This window comes from Methylobacter marinus A45 (genome assembly GCF_000383855.1).
Lineage (GTDB): Bacteria > Pseudomonadota > Gammaproteobacteria > Methylococcales > Methylomonadaceae > Methylobacter > Methylobacter marinus.
The window spans coordinates 2198261-2219445 of record NZ_KB912877.1; the positions used below are offsets into that span (position 1 = coordinate 2198261).

Annotated in this window: 14 protein-coding genes, 2 tRNA genes and 3 rRNA genes; 13 read left to right on the forward strand and 6 right to left on the reverse strand. The window is 47.8% G+C overall.

Going from position 1 to position 21185, the window contains the following annotated elements:
- Window positions 1-9 precede the first annotated feature (9 nt).
- Window positions 10-1641, reverse strand: a complete 1632-nt coding sequence (gene pgi, locus METMA_RS0110160) for a glucose-6-phosphate isomerase (RefSeq protein ID WP_020158987.1) — start codon at window positions 1639-1641, stop codon at window positions 10-12.
- A 285-nt stretch (window positions 1642-1926) separates the two neighbouring features.
- On the opposite strand from pgi, the gene METMA_RS0110165 reads away from it, so the two are divergent.
- The 4 genes from METMA_RS0110165 to METMA_RS0110180 all read left to right on the forward strand — a co-directional run bounded on the left by METMA_RS0110165 (window position 1927) and on the right by METMA_RS0110180 (window position 5122).
- Window positions 1927-2517, forward strand: a complete 591-nt coding sequence (locus METMA_RS0110165; RefSeq protein ID WP_027147209.1) for a hypothetical protein — start codon at window positions 1927-1929, stop codon at window positions 2515-2517.
- A gap of 371 nt (window positions 2518-2888) precedes the next feature.
- Complete coding sequence (locus tag METMA_RS0110170; protein WP_020158989.1) at window positions 2889-3791, forward strand: cupredoxin domain-containing protein; 903 nt, start codon at window positions 2889-2891, stop codon at window positions 3789-3791.
- A 64-nt stretch (window positions 3792-3855) separates the two neighbouring features.
- Window positions 3856-4281, forward strand: coding sequence for a YqaA family protein (locus METMA_RS0110175; RefSeq protein WP_020158990.1), 426 nt, complete (start codon window positions 3856-3858; stop codon window positions 4279-4281).
- 55 nt (window positions 4282-4336) lie between these two features.
- On the forward strand, window positions 4337-5122 hold the full coding sequence (locus tag METMA_RS0110180; protein ID WP_027147210.1) for a hypothetical protein: 786 nt from the start codon (window positions 4337-4339) through the stop codon (window positions 5120-5122).
- A gap of 43 nt (window positions 5123-5165) precedes the next feature.
- Here METMA_RS0110180 and METMA_RS0110185 read toward each other — a convergent pair whose 3' ends face one another.
- Genes METMA_RS0110185 through rfaQ form a run of 4 tightly spaced genes read right to left on the reverse strand, consistent with a single transcriptional unit; the run spans window position 5166 to window position 9036 of the window.
- On the reverse strand, window positions 5166-5981 hold the full coding sequence (locus METMA_RS0110185; RefSeq protein WP_020158992.1) for a glycosyltransferase family 2 protein: 816 nt from the start codon (window positions 5979-5981) through the stop codon (window positions 5166-5168).
- Window positions 5978-6730 carry a glycosyltransferase family 2 protein gene (locus METMA_RS0110190; RefSeq protein WP_036295834.1) on the reverse strand — a complete coding sequence of 251 codons (753 nt, stop codon included), beginning with the start codon at window positions 6728-6730 and terminating at the stop codon, window positions 5978-5980. The genes METMA_RS0110185 and METMA_RS0110190 overlap by 4 nt, the downstream gene beginning before the upstream one ends.
- The gene (locus METMA_RS0110195; protein ID WP_020158994.1) at window positions 6718-7926 is read right to left on the reverse strand and encodes an O-antigen ligase family protein; all 1209 of its coding nucleotides are present in this window, start codon (window positions 7924-7926) and stop codon (window positions 6718-6720) included. The genes METMA_RS0110190 and METMA_RS0110195 overlap by 13 nt, the downstream gene beginning before the upstream one ends.
- 27 nt (window positions 7927-7953) lie before the next feature.
- Window positions 7954-9036, reverse strand: coding sequence for a putative lipopolysaccharide heptosyltransferase III (gene rfaQ / locus METMA_RS0110200; protein WP_027147211.1), 1083 nt, complete (start codon window positions 9034-9036; stop codon window positions 7954-7956).
- A 211-nt stretch (window positions 9037-9247) separates the two neighbouring features.
- On the opposite strand from rfaQ, the gene msbA reads away from it, so the two are divergent.
- From msbA to rrf, 9 genes are all read left to right on the forward strand, one after another.
- The gene (msbA, locus tag METMA_RS0110205; RefSeq protein WP_020158996.1) at window positions 9248-11008 is read left to right on the forward strand and encodes a lipid A export permease/ATP-binding protein MsbA; all 1761 of its coding nucleotides are present in this window, start codon (window positions 9248-9250) and stop codon (window positions 11006-11008) included.
- A 75-nt stretch (window positions 11009-11083) separates the two neighbouring features.
- Window positions 11084-11659: a D-sedoheptulose-7-phosphate isomerase gene (locus METMA_RS0110210; protein ID WP_027147212.1), complete on the forward strand. Its 576-nt coding sequence runs from the start codon at window positions 11084-11086 to the stop codon at window positions 11657-11659.
- Complete coding sequence (gene hldE, locus METMA_RS0110215) at window positions 11640-13064, forward strand: bifunctional D-glycero-beta-D-manno-heptose-7-phosphate kinase/D-glycero-beta-D-manno-heptose 1-phosphate adenylyltransferase HldE (protein WP_020158998.1); 1425 nt, start codon at window positions 11640-11642, stop codon at window positions 13062-13064. The genes METMA_RS0110210 and hldE overlap by 20 nt, the downstream gene beginning before the upstream one ends.
- Window positions 13061-14035, forward strand: a complete 975-nt coding sequence (gene rfaD, locus METMA_RS0110220; RefSeq protein WP_020158999.1) for an ADP-glyceromanno-heptose 6-epimerase — start codon at window positions 13061-13063, stop codon at window positions 14033-14035. Before hldE ends, rfaD begins: the two co-directional genes overlap by 4 nt.
- A 417-nt stretch (window positions 14036-14452) precedes the next feature.
- A 16S ribosomal RNA gene (locus tag METMA_RS0110230) occupies window positions 14453-15987 on the forward strand.
- Window positions 15988-16054: 67 nt separating this feature from the next.
- Window positions 16055-16131 (forward strand) — tRNA-Ile (locus tag METMA_RS0110235).
- A 55-nt stretch (window positions 16132-16186) separates the two neighbouring features.
- Window positions 16187-16262: transfer RNA gene (locus tag METMA_RS0110240), tRNA-Ala, on the forward strand.
- A 234-nt stretch (window positions 16263-16496) separates the two neighbouring features.
- A 23S ribosomal RNA gene (locus METMA_RS0110245) occupies window positions 16497-19390 on the forward strand.
- 105 nt (window positions 19391-19495) lie between these two features.
- Window positions 19496-19611, forward strand: a 5S ribosomal RNA gene (gene rrf, locus METMA_RS0110250).
- Together the 16S, 23S and 5S rRNA genes with 2 tRNA genes alongside form the textbook arrangement of a ribosomal RNA operon.
- 91 nt (window positions 19612-19702) lie before the next feature.
- Here the strand turns inward: rrf and METMA_RS0110255 are convergent.
- Window positions 19703-20614: an SDR family oxidoreductase gene (locus METMA_RS0110255; protein WP_020159001.1), complete on the reverse strand. Its 912-nt coding sequence runs from the start codon at window positions 20612-20614 to the stop codon at window positions 19703-19705.
- Window positions 20615-21185: the final 571 nt, after the last annotated feature.

Genomic DNA, 21185 nt, shown 5'->3' on the forward strand with positions numbered 1-21185 from the left:
AGAGTCATGTTATCGCAATTGTTTGTAAGCATTGATCAGTGCATTGGTGGAGCAATCGTGGCTTGTGATGGTTTCATCATTCTGAAGCTCGGGAAGTATGGCTTGAGCCAGTACTTTTCCGAGCTCAACGCCCATCTGGTCAAATGAATTGATGTTCCAGATCACGCCTTGAACGAAAATTTTGTGTTCATACAAGGCAATCAGTGAGCCTAATGTTTTGGGCGTCAGTTTCTTGAATAAAAACGCGTTGGACGGCTTATTGCCATCGAATACTTTTGAAGCGACTAGTACCGGATCGATCCGTTCGGTAGGCGTCAGTTCTCGTTTGACTTCCTCGGCTGATTTGCCTTTCATCAATGCTTCCGGTTGCGCCAGGAAATTTGAAATCAAAATATCATGATGTTCAGGCAGGTGATAGTGACTTTGCGCAGGTGCCAGAAAGTCGCACGGGATGAGTTTGGTGCCCTGATGTATAAGCTGATAAAAAGCATGCTGGCCATTGGTACCAGGTTGGCCCCAAATAATCTGTCCCGTGCTGTAATCAACTTTTTCACCGTTCATATCGATGCTTTTGCCGTTACTTTCCATATCGCCTTGCTGAAAGTAATCGGCTAAATAGCGCATGGACTGATCGTAAGGCAAAATAGCATGCGATTCGGCATTAAAGAAGTTGTTATACCAAATGCCCAGCAAGCCCATGATGACCGGGATGTTTTTTTCAAAAGGCGTATTGCGGAAGTGTTGGTCAACCTCATAAGCGCCTTGCAGCAATTGCTCGAAATTATCCATGCCTACATATAATGCAATGGATAGGCCTATGCTTGACCAGAGTGAATAACGTCCGCCGACCCAGTCCCAGAATTCGAACATATTGTTGGCATCTATCCCGAACTCGGCAATCCTGTCGACATCGGTTGAAATGGCGACAAAGTGCTTGGCAATCGCTTTTTGATCTTTAGCGCTGGCCAGCAACCAGTTTCTCGCGGATTTCGCATTGGTCATGGTTTCATGCGTATTGAATTTCTTTGACGCGACCAGGAACAAGGTTGTTTCAGGGGATAAGGACTTTAATGTTTCAATAAGGTCAGCCTGGTCCACGTTGGAAACAAAGTGCACTTTTAAGGCATCTGTAGCATAAGGCGTCAGTGCTGTTGAAGCCATTTTCGGGCCTAAATCAGAGCCTCCGATGCCAATGTTGACGATATCAGTGATAGCCTTGCCGGTATAACCTTGCCATTTGCCTGAGCGAACGCTGTCGCAGAAGGTGCGCATTTTAGCGAGAACCTTGTTGATTTGAGGCATTACGTCTTGTCCGTCCACATAAACCGGTTGATTGCTTCGGTTACGCAAGGCGGTATGCAAAACGGCTCTATGCTCGGTGTTATTGATGATAGCCCCTGAAAACATGGACTGGATTTTTGATTCGAGCCCTGCATGTCTGGCAAGCTCTATAAGTAAAGGCAGGGTCTGATCGTTTATCCTGTTTTTGGAATAATCAAAAAGGATATCGTTAAATGTCAGGGAGAACTTGTTGAAACGATTGCTGTCACCTTCAAAGCTGTCGCGCATTGAATGCTTGTGGATCTGATGATAATGATTTTGTATGGCTTTCCAGGCGTCTGATGTGGTCAGAGATGACATTTTGATGAGTTCCGGCTGAATAAAATTAGTATAAATTTTAAGAAAAGGACCCTAATGATGACAATAGCACTTAAGGGTGTTATCAATTGTTTGTATTATACTTTTATAGAGTCTGACTTTCCATCAATTCCTTTATTTGTCTAGGGCGATATGCTAGAGTTGCAAGTTGCTATGAGCCAAGTATAGAGCAAATACAGGTTTTATGGGCTCAAGCTATGTAAATAGGGGCGATTACATTTTTCCTAATAATAATAAATTATTTATTTATCAAAACTGGAAGGTAATATGAATAGAGCACTAATATTAAAGAAGATTTTCCTAGGGCTCCTGGGGTTGTTTTTTTCTGCTTCGCTGTGGGCGCACGGTGGCGCGGCCGGTACTGATACCGACCAATGTAAATTTGAACTGGAGCCGGGCCACTGGCTTCACTATACCGCTTATCAACCTAAGGCGTTTCCGGCTGAGGATTTCTGCGGCAACATTCCAAATACCGATACATTAACCCAGCTTGTATTCGATTATCAGGACGTCAGATACAGAAGCATGGCGGTTGAATTCGAAGTGACCAAAGAACCTGAAGGTACTCGGGTATTCTTTGAGGAAGCTAAAAAACATAAATCAGGCACAGTGGTTTTAACTTTACCTAATGGTGTGCCGGAAGTAGGCAAGTATCTGATTCATATTACGCTGGTGCCGGACCAAGGCGAAAGATTGGATGCGCATATGGGCTTCGTGGCTGGCAAAGGCCAACAAGTGAGCAGCAGCAGTATACTTTTATATGCATTTTTTGCATTTGCTGGTTTATATGTTTTGTATCTGTCAAACGCGGGCTTCAAGCGTACAATCGATGGGTTAGTTGCTAAAATCAAAAGCTAATTATCGATAGCATTAAGTCTTACAGTACTGGAACTTCCTTGACGTCCTGGTAATCTCATTACAATGTTGATGTTATTTATGCATAGTGATAGTGAATTTAGCCAAAGACGGAATCAACAAAGTTAATGTGCGGATCAGTTTTTTGAATGCAAAAATGCCAACTCGGCAAGATTTTGATGTGCCGCTTAAGTCTTAATTGGATATAGATACAACAGTTTATGTTGAATCTAAATCGAGGCTATCCTAGAAATAGTATCTGGAAGTTTTTGGGCAAGGGAGTTGCATTCAAAAAATTTCTGATCAGTTTTTTATGGTTTTTTCCATAGGAAACATAATCGTTGATTGTTCCAAATAAAAGAGGAAACTTACTAATGATGAAGTTGTTATCAGTTGCGATGATAAGCTTTCTTTTTTCCGTACCCGTTATGGCTGCGGAAGAATATGAAGAGCATAATTCGCTCATGAGTCACGGTGATGGCCATTTAATGGATATGGGCGGCGGCATGGTGATGGGGCAAAATGCCGATACGTTGCCTGGTGGTTGCGATAAGATATCCGAGACCCGGGAAATTACTGTTCATGCCGGCCATAAATATGCCGAGAAGTTCCCGGGAAGAATGTTCGCGTTTGATACTCAGGAATTTAATTTTAAACCCTGCACGAAATTGACAGTTCATTTTGTCAATGATGATAATATTCGTCACCAATGGATGATGCATGGCTTGCCTAAGTATTTGTATAATAAAGGTATGTTTCATCTGGAAGTAACGGGGCCCGCTAAAATTTCCGGTACATTGATTCTTCCGCCCGGCGATAAAACCTATCTGGTGCATTGTGACATTGCCCAGCATATGGAAAAAGGCATGAAAGCGCAGTTGAAGGTGGGTAAGGGTGATGGGGATCTACCTAGTATTCCCGGTGTGACGGATTACGTCATACAAGATGATTATTCAGGCATTCCGCCGGTGACAACCGCTGCTGTTGCGGGTAATACGAATGTTCAGGCTCCGGCAGCGCTGCCGAGTGGTGCGCCTGCAGCCGCACAGGAACAAGAAGACGGATCGATGATTTCGGGAATGACCGTGATCGGTTTGGCAATCGGCTTGCTTCTGGCGCCGTTTCTGGCTCGCAAGTTTAAAGGTATGAGTGCATCGGAAATAGTAACTTATATCTTTGATTTACTAAGATCGATTATCGAGCTAGTTGTAAAATTGCTGTCTGATGTGGTTAAGCTGGTCGTTTCCAGCAAGAACAAGACACTGCCCGGAAGCTAAATTCCGGCATTATAAAAACCCCTGTGCTTTTTGCTACAGGGGTTTTTTTTTGGGAGAAAAATAAGTGGAAGAGGCGTTGGTTGGAATATGGGGATTGTTTATCAGTGCCTTTATATCATCGACAATTGCTCCAGGCGGGTCTGAAGCTCTTCTGGCTTATATGGTAACGGCCGGCGATTATCAGGTTGAGCAATTGTTAATTATTGCTACTATAGGCAATACGCTGGGAGCCATGACAACGTGGGGTTTAGGTGTCTTGGCCGCTAATAAATTTCCTATTGCGGCATTGCTGCCGGAGAAGAAGCAAAAAGCGCTTGAGTTAGTGAAAAGAAAAGGCGTCTGGGCCTTGTTTTTTTCATGGCTGCCACTAGTGGGCGATGCGTTATGTTTTGCTGGCGGTTGGTTGAAGCTTCCCGTATTGCCAGCTTGTTTAATCATTTTATCAGGTAAATTTGCCAGGTACGCCGTAATTGCCTGGATGTTTATATAAGGCTATGCCAGAAAATCTATGATGAGGTCAGATTTCATATTCGATGAGGTAAACGATGTTACGTCATTTCCCCCCCGTTGAGGGGCCTTATGTGCACAGAAAGCGGGATTATTTTATAGCGGCTTTTACTTTTTTTTGCGTGGCGGTCTGTTTGATGACTGATGCGGATGCCACGTTGGAGAAACAAAATGCGCTGGGTGTCTGTGGCTGGGTTTTTTTAACCGGCTTATTGCTCGGAGAAAATAAAGAAGTCAGAACGCAGGTAATTATTGCCATCATTTTTGCCACGATAGGGGAACATTTTGCTTCCCCTTTTATGGGAGGCTATACCTATCGTTTTGAAAATGTGCCGGCTTATGTGCCGCCCGGTCATGGCATGGTTTATTTAACGGCCGTGGCATTGGGGCGTTCAGGACTGTTTTTAAGATATGCCCGAAAAATCGCCCTATTTGTAGTGCTTGTGTGCGGTGCTTGGTCTGCCTGGGGAATCAGCGGTTATGCGGAGCAAGGTGATTATGTAGGCGCTTTGCTATTTTGCGTTTTTCTGATCTATCTTTTTAAGGGCCGCTCGCCCATGGTTTACCTTTCTGCCTTCTTTATTACCACTTGGCTTGAACTTATAGGTACGGCAGTCGGAACTTGGACCTGGGCGGCTATCGATCCGGTATTGAATCTGCCGCAAGGCAATCCACCTAGCGGCGTTGCCGCCTGGTATTGCCTTGTGGATGCGGTGGCGATGGGAGGCGCGGCACCGCTGTTAAGAGTTTTAAAAAATGTCAAATTACGCATCAAATCCGATAAATCGCGTGATAATGCCTATCAAGGCGCTGGTAATGAGTAGTTCGGGTAATTTGATAGCGAAGCAGCAATAAAAGAGGGCTGGATCAAAGATATTGATCCAACCCTTTCCTTGCCCGAATAAAATTCTGTTCATGCAAGCGTCCCATCAGTCGTTGGAAGTTTTGATCATGCCGGCTTTGGTCGTTTTGTCGGTGCCATAGGTGCAAAACAGGTATGGCAAAGCGGCCTTCCTTACGCTTAATGCCGTTATGTATCAGACGAATCACCAAATCAGAATCTTCATAGCCCCAACCTTCAAAAAGTTCATCGAAGCCGTTAACCTCGACAAAGTCATTTTTCCAGATGGCCAGGTTACAAGTCATCGCTTTTTGCCAGCGGCTTGGCTGAGTTAGCCGTAGCCGTCCCAAGGGCAAGCGTATCAGTGGAGTGATTCTATTTATCTTGTTTGTGAGCCACTGCGAAATAAAATAAGTTATTGATTGATTATATAGAGAAATATTCTCATTCAGGACTTCCCGGGTAAAGCTTTCAGTCAAGAGTATGCGGTTTCCAGGGACAAAGTGGTCTTTAGCGGCCAGACGGCGATGAGTCTTGATAAAGTCCGGGAAAACTATGCAATCCCCGTCGATAAAAATCAGGTAATCGCCTTGACTGCGAGCCACTGCTTTATTCCGGATTGTGCCGGCTCTAAAGCCCTGGTCGTCATGACGGATGTGTTGTATCGGTATTGAACTGCCGGCGTAACGATTTGTTATTAATTTCGCAGTCGCATCAGTTGACCCATCGTCCGCGACAAGAATTTCGAAATTTCTGTCTTCCTGGCTTAAAAGGCTTTGTAAACTGGCCGCCAGTGCTTCTGGCCAGTTATAGGTTGTGATAATGACGGAAATCAGACTCATGCCTTCGGCTCCTTGCCCCGGTGCATATCCAGCAGTTTCAGATATTTATAATAAGTCCCTTCGGCATTGGATATCGCGAGCATGAGCCCTTGCTCTCCATCCAGAAAAGCGGCTTTCAAACAGTAAGTGCGAAAAAATGTCCAGAATCCTTTAACTATTGCTTGTAGTAGAGTGGTTCTTTTTCCGGCCAAGTACAATTTTTCAGCACCCAGTGATGAATAACTGTTGATTTTATGCAGAACTTCATTCGGATCGACAAAAGCTTCATGAAGCAGAGGCGTTGTTAAGCGCTGAACAGTGCCGTCGACAATGATGCGCTCGTGGACCAGGTCTTCGGTAAAACGTCCGCGCTCGCGTTGAAATAGGCGCAGGACATGATCAGGCCACCATCCGCCGTGCCTGATCTGTCTGCCGCAATAGCTCGAAAGGCGGGGTATCTCAAAGCCGGCTATGTGGGTGTGGCTCATGGCTTGTTCAAGCTTTTTTCTCAGTTCAGGCGTTACTTGCTCGTCGGCGTCTATGGATAAAATCCATGGTTGAGTTGCTTTATCGACGGCGCGCTGTTTTTGTATGCCGAATCCGGGCCAGTCGGTTTCAAAAACCTTATCGGTATAGCGGCGGCAGATGGCGACCGTGTTGTCTTCACTGCCTGAATCCAGAACAATAATTTCATCCGCCCACGCGACAGACTCTAGGCAACGGGCAATATGCGCGGATTCATTTTTAGTGATAATAACTACGCTGAGCATGGTTTTGTCTTGAATGGCAGCGTTGAAAAGCATAAGGCTATAATGGCGCTAAACCAGTGCCCTTCGGTGAAGTCGAGAATTGTGGAGTTAAAAAGACTGTTGATGGCAAGCGCAACCAATACGCCCTGAGCGAACCACTGGTATTCATTGAGCAGTTTTAGCGAGCATTGGTATTGGCTGAACAAAAAAGCTAAAAATAATAACAGGCCGAGTATGCCGATTTGTACGGTAATCATCAAATATTCATTGTGAGGATTGTTGGATGCAATGTCGGCCTTTGCAGCCACTCTGCTATATTCGACCGGATAACTGCCGGTTCCATGGCCCAGCCAGGGTTTTTCGGCGATGAGCGCCAGTGAGTGTTTCCAGAAAGTCAATCTTTGCCCCATGGATGTGTTCGTTTCACCGGTTTCGGAATGCAAATAGTTTTGGGTTTGCGAAAAGCCTTCATTGATGCGGTTTGCTCTATCGGAACAGGTGATAAACAGGAAAAGTAGTGCAAACGTAGCGGTAATAAGCAATACCGCCTTTTTTGCGCTGAACCGCTGGATATAAAAAAGCAGCATTAATAGCAGAAAGATCAATTGACCGGTGCGGCCGGACACGAGGAAGAACAAATTGTGAATGCATAGAACCAATAAAGCGATATAGAGCTTGCCGTATTTGCCCTCTTGCAAAGACTTATGCATGCAGAAAAAAGCAAAAAAAGCGATTAAAAGGCTGTGAGTGATTCGGTTCTTGATAGAGGGGTCTTCCGGCTGCATATAATCGATCATGCCGAAATGAATAGCATAAGAGCCCAGCAGCGTCACAATAGAGGCAATAATGAAGGCATTCCATGCCCAATGTCTGATAAATTCAGATTGAAAAAATGGCGGCAAGATGGCCAGTAGCAAGAGTTCACGATATTTGCTGAGTGTGGAAAAGGCATTTACGGGGGCGGCCGTGCTGTAGATAACGCCTAAAGCCAGATAAAGAAATAGTAATACAGCAAATAAGATTACCGGATTCTGCTTTATGAACATCGGTAGAGTCATAAATTGCGCCGAGCTTACCCATAAAAAGGCTAATGCAATTGAAAGCACAACCGTTAAAGCGGTAGAAAAAGGCAGGGTCAATATCAATAAAATGGCAAGATAGCCACCGATATCAATGATTAAAGGCTGGGATTTAAAAAACAGTTTTTTAAAGGGCATGAGTCGCTTGTTAAAGTTGGAATGGCTCTAATTTAAGACCTTCAGAATGTCTTTCTTAACAGTTTCAGGACTGATATTTTCCAGACAAGCGCTACGGCTTTGTCGATTTCGGTCACAACCTTCCTGATGGCAAGGCACGCAATCTGCCACGCCCTGAATTAAATAGACATTATTCACCTGTTGGTTGCCCAGTTTCTGAAAAGGATTTGCGTCATTGCTGTAATTGATGGGCCAGGGTGCCCATTTAACCGGATTCGTAGGCCCATAAAGCGCGATCACAGGCGTTGCCGTAGCGGCGGCCAAATGGGTTATGCCCGTGTCGGGGCCGATGTATAATTTTGCCTTGCTGATAATGTAGGAAAGTTGAGAAACCGTGGTTTTGCCTGCCAGATTTGTGACCTCTACCGATAATCGTTGGTAGATGCGCTCTACATAGTCAATTTCTTCCGGCGCCGGGCCGCCCGACAAAATAACCTTTAAGCCTGTCTCCTGGAGAAATTGTGCTATTTCAACCCAGCCATCGATGGTCCAGCGTTTATAATGCCACATTGGATAGGCATGAATGACGGCATAGGCTGAATGATTGGCTGGCAAGAGCGGTATTTGATTATCGGCCGGGCACGGAGGGACCAACGCATGAGCTCTGGGGATGCCTAAGAGATCTGCCAGTTTCAATAATTGCAGCACGGTGTGGGTATTTTCATCATCGAATTCAGTCCAATATTGAATAAAATTGCGTTTCCATCCACCTTTTTGATCTTTTTTCGGCACTACTGCAACACGCACGGGGGCGGCTAGAAAACCATAGATAAATGGACGGTCTCCTGTTTGCGTAATGACGGCCAGGTTATATTTTCTGAATAGTATCGAAATCAGGCTTCGGTAATCTGCGCGTGACGGACGTAAAGGTGTGGTTATTATTCGAGCGATATCCGGATTGCCCTCCATCATGGCGGCCGTATTACTGTAAACCAATACATCAATTTGAGCCTGGGGGTATGCCTCCCGTAGCGAGTGGATCAATGGCGTGGTCAGTAAAACATCACCCAAATGACGTAGGGCAATGACCAATATTCTGGCGGGAGGTGCTAACGGTGGTTTTTTTTTCATTCGGCGGTGGATTTGAACCTTTTGGTAATTCCACTATATTTTACAGTCTTGTCACGGAATGTGTATAGCGTTGGCGCCAGATGAAACCGGGTTGATAAGGTCATCAGATAAAAGGTCATTACGGTCTTTTTAATAAGGATGGTAATATTTCGCTCATTTAGACGTCATTAAGTACTGTCGCGGCATATGAATATATGAATTTTAACAGGGTATGAAAAAAGAATCTGAAGCAAGCATTCAAATATATAAGCGGTTATTAAGCTATGTAAAACCACATCGAGGCCTTTTTTTCATCAGTATTCTAGGTTTTCTGATTTATTCAGCTACTCAGCCGTTATTTGCGGCATTGATCAAACATATTATCGATACGTTGCAAACTGAAGCGCGCGAGGGAATGTATTACTTGCCGTTATTCTTCAGCGGTTTGATCATCGTGCGAGGAGTGGGCGCTTATTTAGGCAATTATTTTCTGGCTAAAGTCTCCTGTAATGTCGTGCACGCGTTGAGGTGCGAAATCTTTGACCATTACGTATGCCTGCCTACCGCTTATTTTGACGCAAATAATAGCGGTTATATGATTGCAAGGGTCACCAATAATGTGGGCGAGGTTACCAAGGCCACTACCGATGCAATACGTACCTTTGTTAGAGAAGGCTTAACCGCAGTTGGTCTGCTGGGCTATTTGTTCTACTCAAACTGGATGTTATCGATGGTTTTTGTCGCCATAACACCGGTTATTGCCTTGCTAGTCAGTTATGTCAGCAGGCGGTTGCGTACCATCAGCAAGAAAATTCAGCAATCGATAGGCGATATAACCCATATTACTTCGGAACTGGTAGGCGGCCATCGAATCGTGCGCAGCTATGGCGGCGAGGACTATGAGCGCCGGCGGTTCCGGGAAAGCAGCTTGAATAATCGGCGGCAATCGTTAAAGCTCGCCACGACGCAAGCAGTGCACAATCCGATCATACAATTCATTATTGCCATAGCCTTATCGCTTTTAATGTATATGGCATTGTTTTTCATGAAGCAATCGAGTACGGGGGAGTTTGTAGGCTATTTGACGGCGGCATTTTTATTGCCTCGACCCGTCAGGCAGTTAACCGAGATCAACGGCGACATCCAAAAAGGTATTGCGGCGGCCGAATCCTTGTTCGAGGTTTTGGATGAGCCGGCAGAGCAAAATGACGGCACTTATCAAATCGATCGATGCAAGGGCTTGTTGGAATTCAAAAACGTATCTTTTCAATATCCTGGCGCCAACGAGTTGGCATTAAGGAACATCAGCTTCAAGGCCGAACCGGGACAGACTATCGCATTGGTTGGAGCTTCCGGCGGCGGCAAAAGCACATTGGCTAATCTGATTTCCCGTTTTTATATGCATAAAACAGGCGATATATTGCTCGATGGCGTTGAAATTAATACTTATGAATTAACGAATTTAAGAAAACAGCTGGCGCTCGTTAACCAGCAAGTCACTTTATTCAATGATACGATAGCCAATAATATCGCCTACGGCACGCTGGCAGATACCGATAGAAACGATATTATTGCCGCTGCAACCGATGCTTACGCGATGGAGTTCGTCAGTAAACTGGAGTCGGGCCTTGATACCGAGATAGGCGAAAACGGCGTTAAATTGTCGGGTGGGCAAAGGCAACGATTAGCCTTGGCAAGGGCGCTATTGAAAGATGCGCCAGTTCTGATATTGGATGAGGCTACTTCGGCATTGGATACCGAATCGGAGCGCTATATACAGGCGGCCTTGCAAAAAGTCATGAGCAACAGGACAACGCTGGTGATCGCTCACAGACTATCAACGATAGAAAGCGCTGATCTGATTTTGGTTATCGATCATGGCCGGATTGTGGAAAAGGGGACTCATAGAGAACTCATCGAGAAAAACGGCGCTTATGCCCGGCTGCATCAAATGCAGCACAGGAATATCCGGGATAAAGCGATTGCCGATTGATCATGCTGAATTTTTAAGTAAAAACACTATTTTTAGTGATGCGGAAAAGCCTTTTAAGGCTATGAGGAAATTATTTTGAAAGCATTTATTTCTGAGCTTGAAGAGCACAGAGAAATGATGACGCGTTTAGCCGATTGTTCCAAGGAGATAGAGGAGGCTGGAGCGCTGTTGATCAATACGCTAAAGAAAGGCGGAAAGGTTTTATTATGCGGTAATGGCGGCAGCGCCGCTGATTGCCAGCATATTGCGGCGGAACTGGTGGTCAGATACGAAAAAAAACGACGGGCGCTGGCGGCTATTGCTTTAACGACGGACACTTCCATTTTAACAGCGCATGCCAATGATTTTGAGTTCGAAACGGTTTTTTCACGTCAGGTGGAAGCCCTCGCTAGCGAAAAAGACTGCTTGGTGGCCATTTCCACATCGGGGCGCAGCAAAAATATTCTGAAAGCGGTTGAAGTTGCTGAATCCAAAGGCATGGCGGTTATTGGTTTAACGGGCGGCGAAGGCGGCGAATTGTGCAGGCAGGCTACGCTCTCGATTAGGGTACCCTCGACTGTGACGGCAAGAATTCAGGAGGCGCATATATTGATAGGCCACTGGTGGTGCGGTGTGATTGAGGAGGCAGTAAATGTTGGCAGCAGCGCCTGAATTCGGTCAGGCTCATATTATTGTCATGGGCGATGTCATGCTGGACCGCTATTGGTCGGGACAGGCGAGCCGGATTTCGCCTGAAGCGCCCGTGCCGGTGGTTCGGGTAAAAAATATCGAAGATCGTATTGGCGGGGCGGGTAATGTCGCACTGAATATCGCCAGGTTAGGCGGCCGAGTTACATTGCTGGGCGTCATTGGCGATGATGTCGAGGGCGGGATTCTGCGTAAATTGCTGGAAGCGGAAAGCGTCGCCTGTGATTTTGTGGTCGAGCCTAGCATTCGCAGTATCTGTAAACTGCGGATCATGGCGCAGCATCAACAACTGATTCGGCTGGATTTCGAAGAAACGCCTTTGAATGTTAATAAAGAAGCTTTATTAACACGGCTCGCGCGGCATCTGCCCGGAAGCGATGCGGTTGTTTTCTCCGATTACGGCAAAGGCACCTTGACGCATGTGCCGGAATACATAGCACAAGCCAGGCAGGCAGGCGTCAAGGTTCTGGTCGATCCTAAAGGCGTTGATTATGAGCGCTATGCACAAGCCGATGTCATAACGCCAAATCTGTCCGAATTGCAGGCCGTAGTCGGCGTATGCGCCGACGAGAACGGCTTGATTGAAAGTGGCCGGTCGTTGTTGAAACGACATCAAATCGGCACGCTGTTGTTGACGCGCGGCGAGGCCGGCATGACGCTGATACAGGATGCGCATGTACATTCCCTTCCGGCTCAAGCCAAGGACGTGTTCGACGTAACCGGGGCGGGCGATACGGTCATTGCGGTGATGGCTTTGGCCGTGGCGATTGGTAAAACGCTGCATGATGCAATGTATCTGGCCAATCTGGCTGGTGGTATTGTCGTTGGCAAGCTGGGAACCTCGACTGTCTCCCTATTGGAATTAATGCGGGCCATGCATGGCGAACGCGATTCGCAATACGGTGTTGTTTCGGAAGAGGAATTAGCTCGGATTATTGCCAGAGCAAAAGCCAATGATGAACGGATCATTATGACTAACGGCTGTTTTGATCTACTGCATGCCGGTCACGTTACTTATTTGGAGCAGGCCAAGGCTTTGGGTGATCGATTGATTGTCGCGGTTAATTCGGATGCGTCGGTCAGGCAGCTTAAAGGCGATACGCGTCCGATTAATCGTTTGCAAGAGCGCATGATGGTTCTTGCGGCCTTGGCCTGCGTGGACTGGGTCGTGTCGTTCGAAGAGGAAACGCCAGAGCGCTTGTATTGCAAACTATTACCTGATGTCATCGTTAAAGGTGGAGATTATCGTCCCGAAGAGGTTGCCGGAGGGGATTGCGTTATAAAAGCGGGAGGCGAAGTGAGGATTTTACAATTTGTTGACGGTCAATCGACAACGGCCATGATTAAGAAAGCGAGGGGGGAGGAATGATTGTTGTTACCGGTGGCGCGGGGTTTATTGGCAGTAATATTGTTCGTGCGTTAAACGAACGCGGAGAGAGCAATATATTGCTGGTCGATCATCTGGTTAACGGCCGAAAAATGCATAACATTGCTGATCTGGATATTGCCGATTACATGGACAAGGCGCAATTCATAGAAAAAATAGAGTCGCCAACTTTTTTAAACGACATTAAGGCGGTTTTTCATCAGGGGGCTTGTTCCGCGACCACGGAGTGGAATGGTCAGTTCGTCATGATGAATAATTACGATTATTCAAAACGCCTGTTGCACTGGTGCATCGCCAAAAATGCGGCTTTTATGTATGCATCATCGGCCTCGGTTTACGGTAATGGCGAACATGGTTTTCGTGTCGATCGTAAATGCGAGCATCCGATCAATATGTATGCCTATTCAAAATTTCAATTCGACCAATATGTTCGGCAGTTACTGCCCAATACGAAGAGCCCGATTGTCGGGTTTCGCTATTTCAACGTCTATGGTCCGAGAGAGCAACACAAAGGCTCAATGAGCAGCACCGCATTTCACTTTAACCGCCAGGTTATAGAGCAAAAGCGGGCTAAGCTGTTTTCAGGTTGTAACGGTCTGGCAGATGGCGAGCAAAAGCGAGACTTTGTTCATGTTGATGATGTGGTCGATGTTAATTTGTGGTTCCTGGATCATCCGGACCGGCACGGCATTTATAATGTCGGGACCGGGCAAGCGGAGACATTTAATACCGTCGCGCGATCGGTCATCGAATGGCATAAGGAGGGGAGCATCGAATACATTCCTTTTCCCGAGCATTTAAAAGGCGCTTATCAGAGTTATACGCAGGCGGATATTTCCGGTTTAAGACAGGCTGGATATAGCAAGGCGTTTATGGGGGTTAAGGAAGGCGTTACCCGATATTTGAACTGGTTAAATTCAGCAGCTAATAAATATTGGCCGGAACAAAAATAATTGCTTGACGATTAAAAAAAGATCGGTAGAATATGCCCTTCTTTCGGCGGCAGGTTGTCCGGAAGGGGTTCAGGGACAGAAAAAAAGTTGACACTGAGGTTGACAAGCAGAGCGGATCGGTTATAATGGTCGGCTCTTCGGGGTTGAGCGATTGGCTCCGGTTTTTCGGGATGAAAAATAAAAGCAACAAGGGGTTGACAACGGGTTTTGACTCTGTATAATAGTCGGACTCAGCGGGGCTTTAAGCTCCACGCTCTTTAAAAGTCAGATCAAAATAATTTGTGTGGGTGCTTGTGATGATTATTTTAGTTGTAATAAATAATCGAGCAAGAACAAACACGTCGATTCAATATTTACGTTAAGTTTTTGGTCGAGCCAAGATTGGTCACTCATCTTCCTGAGTGGCAAAAACAGATTGAACTGAAGAGTTTGATCATGGCTCAGATTGAACGCTGGCGGTATGCTTAACACATGCAAGTCGAACGGTAACAGGCCTTCGGGCGCTGACGAGTGGCGGACGGGTGAGTAACGCGTAGGAATCTGCCTCATAGTGGGGGACAACTTGGGGAAACTCAAGCTAATACCGCATACGCCCTACGGGGGAAAGCGGGGGACCTTCGGGCCTCGCGCTATGAGATGAGCCTGCGTTAGATTAGCTAGTTGGTGGGGTAAAGGCCTACCAAGGCGACGATCTATAGCTGGTCTGAGAGGACGATCAGCCACACTGGGACTGAGACACGGCCCAGACTCCTACGGGAGGCAGCAGTGGGGAATATTGGACAATGGGCGCAAGCCTGATCCAGCAATACCGCGTGTGTGAAGAAGGCCTGAGGGTTGTAAAGCACTTTCAATTGGGAGGAAAACCTGCCGGTCAATACCCGGCAGCTTGACATTACCTTTAGAAGAAGCACCGGCTAACTCCGTGCCAGCAGCCGCGGTAATACGGAGGGTGCGAGCGTTAATCGGAATTACTGGGCGTAAAGCGTGCGTAGGCGGTTATTTAAGTCAGATGTGAAAGCCCCGGGCTTAACCTGGGAACTGCATTTGATACTGGGTAACTAGAGTTTAGTAGAGGAGAGTGGAATTTCAGGTGTAGCGGTGAAATGCGTAGAGATCTGAAGGAACACCAGTGGCGAAGGCGACTCTCTGGACTAAAACTGACGCTGAGGTACGAAAGCGTGGGTAGCAAACAGGATTAGATACCCTGGTAGTCCACGCCGTAAACGATGTCAACTAGCCGTTGGGCCTTTTAACAGGCTTAGTGGCGCAGCTAACGCATTAAGTTGACCGCCTGGGGAGTACGGCCGCAAGGTTAAAACTCAAATGAATTGACGGGGGCCCGCACAAGCGGTGGAGCATGTGGTTTAATTCGATGCAACGCGAAGAACCTTACCTACCCTTGACATCCAGAGAATCTGTTAGAGATAGCGGAGTGCCTTCGGGAACTCTGAGACAGGTGCTGCATGGCTGTCGTCAGCTCGTGTCGTGAGATGTTGGGTTAAGTCCCGTAACGAGCGCAACCCTTATCCTTAGTTGCCAGCACGTGATGGTGGGAACTCTAGGGAGACTGCCGGTGATAAACCGGAGGAAGGTGGGGACGACGTCAAGTCATCATGGCCCTTATGGGTAGGGCTACACACGTGCTACAATGGCCGGTACAGAGGGCAGCGAACTCGCGAGAGTCAGCAAATCCCAGAAAGCCGGTCCTAGTCCGGATTGGAGTCTGCAACTCGACTCCATGAAGTCGGAATCGCTAGTAATCGCGAATCAGAATGTCGCGGTGAATACGTTCCCGGGCCTTGTACACACCGCCCGTCACACCATGGGAGTGGGTTGCAAAAGAAGTGGGTAGTCTAACCTTCGGGAGGGCGCTCACCACTTTGTGATTCATGACTGGGGTGAAGTCGTAACAAGGTAGCCCTAGGGGAACCTGGGGCTGGATCACCTCCTTACAAAGACAGCTAATCGTTGTCATGAGCGTCCACAACAAATTATTTTGATCGAGCACGATATGAGCCTGGGCCTGTAGCTCAGTTGGTTAGAGCGCACCCCTGATAAGGGTGAGGTCGGAGGTTCAAATCCTCCCAGGCCCACCAATTTTTTACGGACGACGTAGAAAACGGTGAACGGGCTAGGGAACCTGGAATATCTGGGGCCATAGCTCAGCTGGGAGAGCGCCTGCCTTGCACGCAGGAGGTCGGGAGTTCGATCCTCCCTGGCTCCACCAATGCTATAAGCCTTGACTAGGGTTTATAGCATTGGTGCTTAATGCACTGATAGCTCTTTAACAATGTGGAAATCTGTAATAAGTCACATCATCGGCACTGTCAAGCGCCATGAGATGATGCGACTGACGAGTTCAAGCGTCGTTTGAAAGAACGACAGCAAGAATGAGTACTCAAGCAGAAAAAGCGAAAATGTCAGCTGATCCGTATAACCGCCAGACTTATTGGGGTTATATGGTCAAGTGAATAAGCGCATACGGTGGATGCCTAGGCAGTAAGAGGCGATGAAGGACGTTGTAGCATGCGATAAGCCGCGGGGAGTTTGCAAACAAGCTTTGATCCGCGGATGTCCGAATGGGGAAACCCAATCAGGATCACCTGATTATCCTTAAGTGAATCCATAGCTTAAGGAAGCGAACCCGGAGAACTGAAACATCTAAGTACCCGGAGGAAAAGAAATCAACCGAGATTCCCTTAGTAGCGGCGAGCGAACGGGGATTAGCCCTTAAGCCTTTATGACGTTAGTGGAATGGTCTGGAAAGTCCAGCGATACAGGGTGATAGCCCCGTACACGAAAACGTGATAGAGGTGAAATCGAGTAGGTCGGAGCACGTGAAACTTTGACTGAATATGGGGGGACCATCCTCCAAGGCTAAATACTCCTTACTGACCGATAGTGAACCAGTACCGTGAGGGAAAGGCGAAAAGAACCCCGGAGAGGGGAGTGAAATAGAACCTGAAACCGTATGCGTACAAGCAGTGGGAGCCCCTTCGTGGGGTGACTGCGTACCTTTTGTATAATGGGTCAGCGACTTAATCTCAGTGGCAAGCTTAACCGACTAGGGGAGGCGTAGCGAAAGCGAGTCTTAATAGGGCGTTCAGTCGCTGGGATTAGACCCGAAACCGGGCGATCTATCCATGGCCAGGCTGAAGGTCAGGTAATACTGACTGGAGGGCCGAACCCACGTCTGTTGAAAAAGACGGGGATGAGCTGTGGATCGGAGTGAAAGGCTAATCAAGCTCGGAGATAGCTGGTTCTCCTCGAAAGCTATTTAGGTAGCGCCTCGTGTATAACTGTTGGGGGTAGAGCACTGTTTCGGCTAGGGGGTCGTCTAGACTTACCAACCCGATGCAAACTCCGAATACCAACAAGTTTGAGCACGGGAGACACACGGCGGGTGATAAGGTCCGTCGTGAAAAGGGAAACAGCCCAGACCGTCAGCTAAGGTCCCCAAATCTATGCTCAGTGGGAAACGATGTGAGAAGGCCCAGACAGCCAGGAGGTTGGCTTAGAAGCAGCCACCCTTTAAAGAAAGCGTAATAGCTCACTGGTCGAGTCGGCTTGCGCGGAAGATTTACCGGGGCTAAGCATAGTACCGAAGCTACGGGTTCATCCTATGGATGAGCGGTAGAGGAGCGTTCTGTACGCCTGCGAAGGTCGATTGAGAAGTCGGCTGGAGGTATCAGAAGTGCGAATGCTGACATGAGTAACGATAATCAGGGTGAAAAACCCTGACGCCGAAAACCCAAGGTTTCCTGCGCAACGCTAATCGACGCAGGGTTAGTCGGTACCTAAGGCGAGGCCGAAAGGCGTAGTCGATGGCAAACAGGTTAATATTCCTGTACCGGTGGTAACTGCGATGGGGTGACGGAGAAGGCTAGGTCAGCTGCCGGTTGGAAGTGGCAGTTTAAGCGAGTAGGCAGGTCTCTTAGGCAAATCCGGGAGACTCTATGCTGAGACGTGACGACGAGTCGCTCTTTTGAGTGACGAAGTGATTGATGCCAGGCTTCCAAGAAAAACCTCTAAGCTTCAGGTTATCAGTGGCCGTACCCCAAACCGACACAGGTGGGTGGGATGAGAATTCTAAGGCGCTTGAGAGAACTCGGGTGAAGGAACTAGGCAAAATGATACCGTAACTTCGGGAGAAGGTATGCCTTTGGTAGGTGAAGGTCCTCGCGACTGGAGCCGAAGGAGGTTGCAATAAACTGGTGGCTGCGACTGTTTAGCAAAAACATAGCACTCTGCAAACACGAAAGTGGACGTATAGGGTGTGACGCCTGCCCGGTGCCGGAAGGTTAATTGATGGGGTTAGCTCACGCGAAGCTCTTGATCGAAGCCCCGGTAAACGGCGGCCGTAACTATAACGGTCCTAAGGTAGCGAAATTCCTTGTCGGGTAAGTTCCGACCTGCACGAATGGCGTAACGATGGCCACACTGTCTCCACCCGAGACTCAGTGAAATTGAAATTGCGGTGAAGATGCCGTATACCCGCGGCTAGACGGAAAGACCCCGTGAACCTTTACTATAGCTTGACACTGGACTTTGAACCTACTTGTGTAGGATAGGTGGGAGGCTGTGAAGCACCAACGCCAGTTGGTGTGGAGCCATCCTTGAAATACCACCCTGGTATGTTTGAAGTTCTAACCTGGGCCCATGATCTGGGCTGGGGACAGTGTCTGGTGGGTAGTTTGACTGGGGCGGTCTCCTCCTAAAGAGTAACGGAGGAGCACGAAGGTACCCTCAGCCTGGTCGGAAATCAGGCAATGAGTGCAATGGCATAAGGGTGCTTGACTGCGAGATAGACACATCGAGCAGGTACGAAAGTAGGTCATAGTGATCCGGTGGTTCTGTATGGAAGGGCCATCGCTCAACGGATAAAAGGTACTCCGGGGATAACAGGCTGATACCGCCCAAGAGTTCATATCGACGGCGGTGTTTGGCACCTCGATGTCGGCTCATCACATCCTGGGGCTGAAGCAGGTCCCAAGGGTATGGCTGTTCGCCATTTAAAGTGGTACGCGAGCTGGGTTCAGAACGTCGTGAGACAGTTCGGTCCCTATCTGCCGTGGGCGTTTGAGATTTGAGGGAAGCTGCTCCTAGTACGAGAGGACCGGAGTGGACGAACCTCTGGTGTTCCGGTTGTCACGCCAGTGGCATGGCCGGGTAGCTATGTTCGGACAGGATAACCGCTGAAAGCATCTAAGCGGGAAGCCCCTCCCAAGATGAGATCTCACTGGGACCATGAGTCCCCTGAAGGGCCCTTGAAGACGACAAGGTTGATAGGTCAGGTGTGGAAGGCCAGTAATGGTTGAAGCTAACTGATACTAATTGCCCGTGAGGCTTGACCATATAACACCCAATCAGTTTGGGTTGACAGACTGACACGCTGATTCAGCGAGAGTTACAGATTTCCAACGCGGCAGGCGGCGACAGCCGGCTTGTCAGACCAGTTTGCTTGGTGACCATAGCGAGCGTGACCCACCCGATCCCATCCCGAACTCGGAAGTGAAACCGCTTAGCGCCGATGATAGTGTGGCGATTTGCCATGCGAAAGTAGGGAATTGCCAAGCGCCTTACCGAAAACCCAGACCTGACGACAGGCCTGGGTTTTTTTTTGCCCGGCAAGCCGCCCCCGCATCGGGCGACTGGCCCGGGCCCGGCTTACGCGGCTCGGGTTTCACCGCCGAGCAGTGTTAAAATTTCACCGGTGATATAGCTGGAATCGGTGTTTGAAGCAAAGAATACAAACGCAGGCGCCACTTCTTCGGGTTGGGCAGGGCGCTTCATCGGCTGATTGCCGCCATGCTTGGCTACTTTTTCGGCGGGTTTATCGGCGACATTGAGCGGTGTCCAGACTGGCCCCGGAGCAATGCAATTGACGCGAATGCCTTTTTCGACCAGGTTCAGCGCCAACGATTTGGTAAAGGCATGAATAGCACCTTTTGTGGAGGCATAATCAATTAAATGTTTATTTCCTTCCAGCCCGGTAATTGATCCACAATTGATGATTGCATCACCGTCTTTCAAATGTTTGAGCGCCGCCTTCGCCATGCGAAAGTAGCCATAGATATTAGTTTTGAAAGTGGTGTCGAATTGATCATCAGAAATATCTTCAAGGGATTCTTGATTGTGTTGGTAAGCGGCATTGTTGACTAAGATGTTTAATTTGCCGAATGCCTGGACTGTTTTCTCAACCGCGCTCTGGCAAAATTCCGGGCTAGTCACATCCCCTGGAATTAGCAAGCACCGATAGCCTTCTTTTTCGACTTGATGTTGAGTTTCTTCTGCGTCGACCTGTTCCGATGGAAGAAAAGTAATGGCGGAATCCGCACCTTCACGGGCAAAAAGAACGGCAACGGCTCGACCAATACCTGAATCGCCACCGGTAATCAAGGCGACTTTATTTTTTAATTTGTCCGCACCTTTATAATCAGGTGCAAGATATTGCGGTCGTGGCGTTATTTCTGCTTCAACGCCAGGGCGTTCCTGGTGCTGAGGGGGCATTGGACTTTTGGGATACTTTTCGCTTGGTGTTTGCGTATCCGCGGAATTTGATTTAATTTTTTTTGGCATAAAATTTCTCCTGATTTAGGAATATTTAATGGCCGCTTTTATGCAAAATAATAACTTAAAGTACAACTCCAGCCTTAAAGTACTAACTTATTTTTTTGAGATTCCTCTGTGATGCGGTTGTTCAATCATTTTCACAAGATAGAGCGGATGCCAATAAAAATAAGAACTTGTCTGTGTATTCAAGTGTAAATCCCTATATTGGGAACGTGAATTTATAACTTCCGCAATTGACTTGTCTTTCAGCCATCCTCGGTGTTGCCTACAGGGATGTAGGTAAGGGGCGTGAGCACGACTGCATGGATGCAGGAGGTAGAGCAACGCAGGAGCAGTTGCCGACGACTGCATGGACAGGAAATGATCCCGTCATTTCTCTGCATGCACCCCATCCATGGGGATTATGCAGGAGGTAGGTAGAAAACTGCTCCTGCGTTTTCGACATTCGCCACATCCCTGTGGCTTAGCACCAACAGTAGGCGCTTTAGGCGACGCAGGGCAGAAAAATGCTCCTGCATTTTCTGCATTCATTACACCCCTGTAAATCAGCAGTTGCCGAGGAGCGGAAGCTTTGCGC

Excerpts from the sequence above, each read along its gene's own strand:
- pgi (WP_020158987.1), bottom strand. The coding sequence starts at position 1,641 with ATGTCATCTCTGACCACATCAGACGCCTGGAAAGCCATACAAAATCAT.
- msbA (WP_020158996.1), top strand. The coding sequence starts at position 9,248 with ATGAAAAAAGAATCTGAAGCAAGCATTCAAATATATAAGCGGTTATTA.
- METMA_RS0110180 (WP_027147210.1), top strand. The coding sequence starts at position 4,337 with ATGTTACGTCATTTCCCCCCCGTTGAGGGGCCTTATGTGCACAGAAAG.
- METMA_RS0110185 (WP_020158992.1), bottom strand. The coding sequence starts at position 5,981 with ATGAGTCTGATTTCCGTCATTATCACAACCTATAACTGGCCAGAAGCA.
- METMA_RS0110170 (WP_020158989.1), top strand. The coding sequence starts at position 2,889 with ATGATGAAGTTGTTATCAGTTGCGATGATAAGCTTTCTTTTTTCCGTA.
- rfaQ (WP_027147211.1), bottom strand. The coding sequence starts at position 9,036 with ATGAAAAAAAAACCACCGTTAGCACCTCCCGCCAGAATATTGGTCATT.
- METMA_RS0110190 (WP_036295834.1), bottom strand. The coding sequence starts at position 6,730 with ATGCTCAGCGTAGTTATTATCACTAAAAATGAATCCGCGCATATTGCC.
- METMA_RS0110165 (WP_027147209.1), top strand. The coding sequence starts at position 1,927 with ATGAATAGAGCACTAATATTAAAGAAGATTTTCCTAGGGCTCCTGGGG.
- rfaD (WP_020158999.1), top strand. The coding sequence starts at position 13,061 with ATGATTGTTGTTACCGGTGGCGCGGGGTTTATTGGCAGTAATATTGTT.
- hldE (WP_020158998.1), top strand. The coding sequence starts at position 11,640 with ATGTTGGCAGCAGCGCCTGAATTCGGTCAGGCTCATATTATTGTCATG.
- METMA_RS0110195 (WP_020158994.1), bottom strand. The coding sequence starts at position 7,926 with ATGCCCTTTAAAAAACTGTTTTTTAAATCCCAGCCTTTAATCATTGAT.
- METMA_RS0110255 (WP_020159001.1), bottom strand. The coding sequence starts at position 20,614 with ATGCCAAAAAAAATTAAATCAAATTCCGCGGATACGCAAACACCAAGC.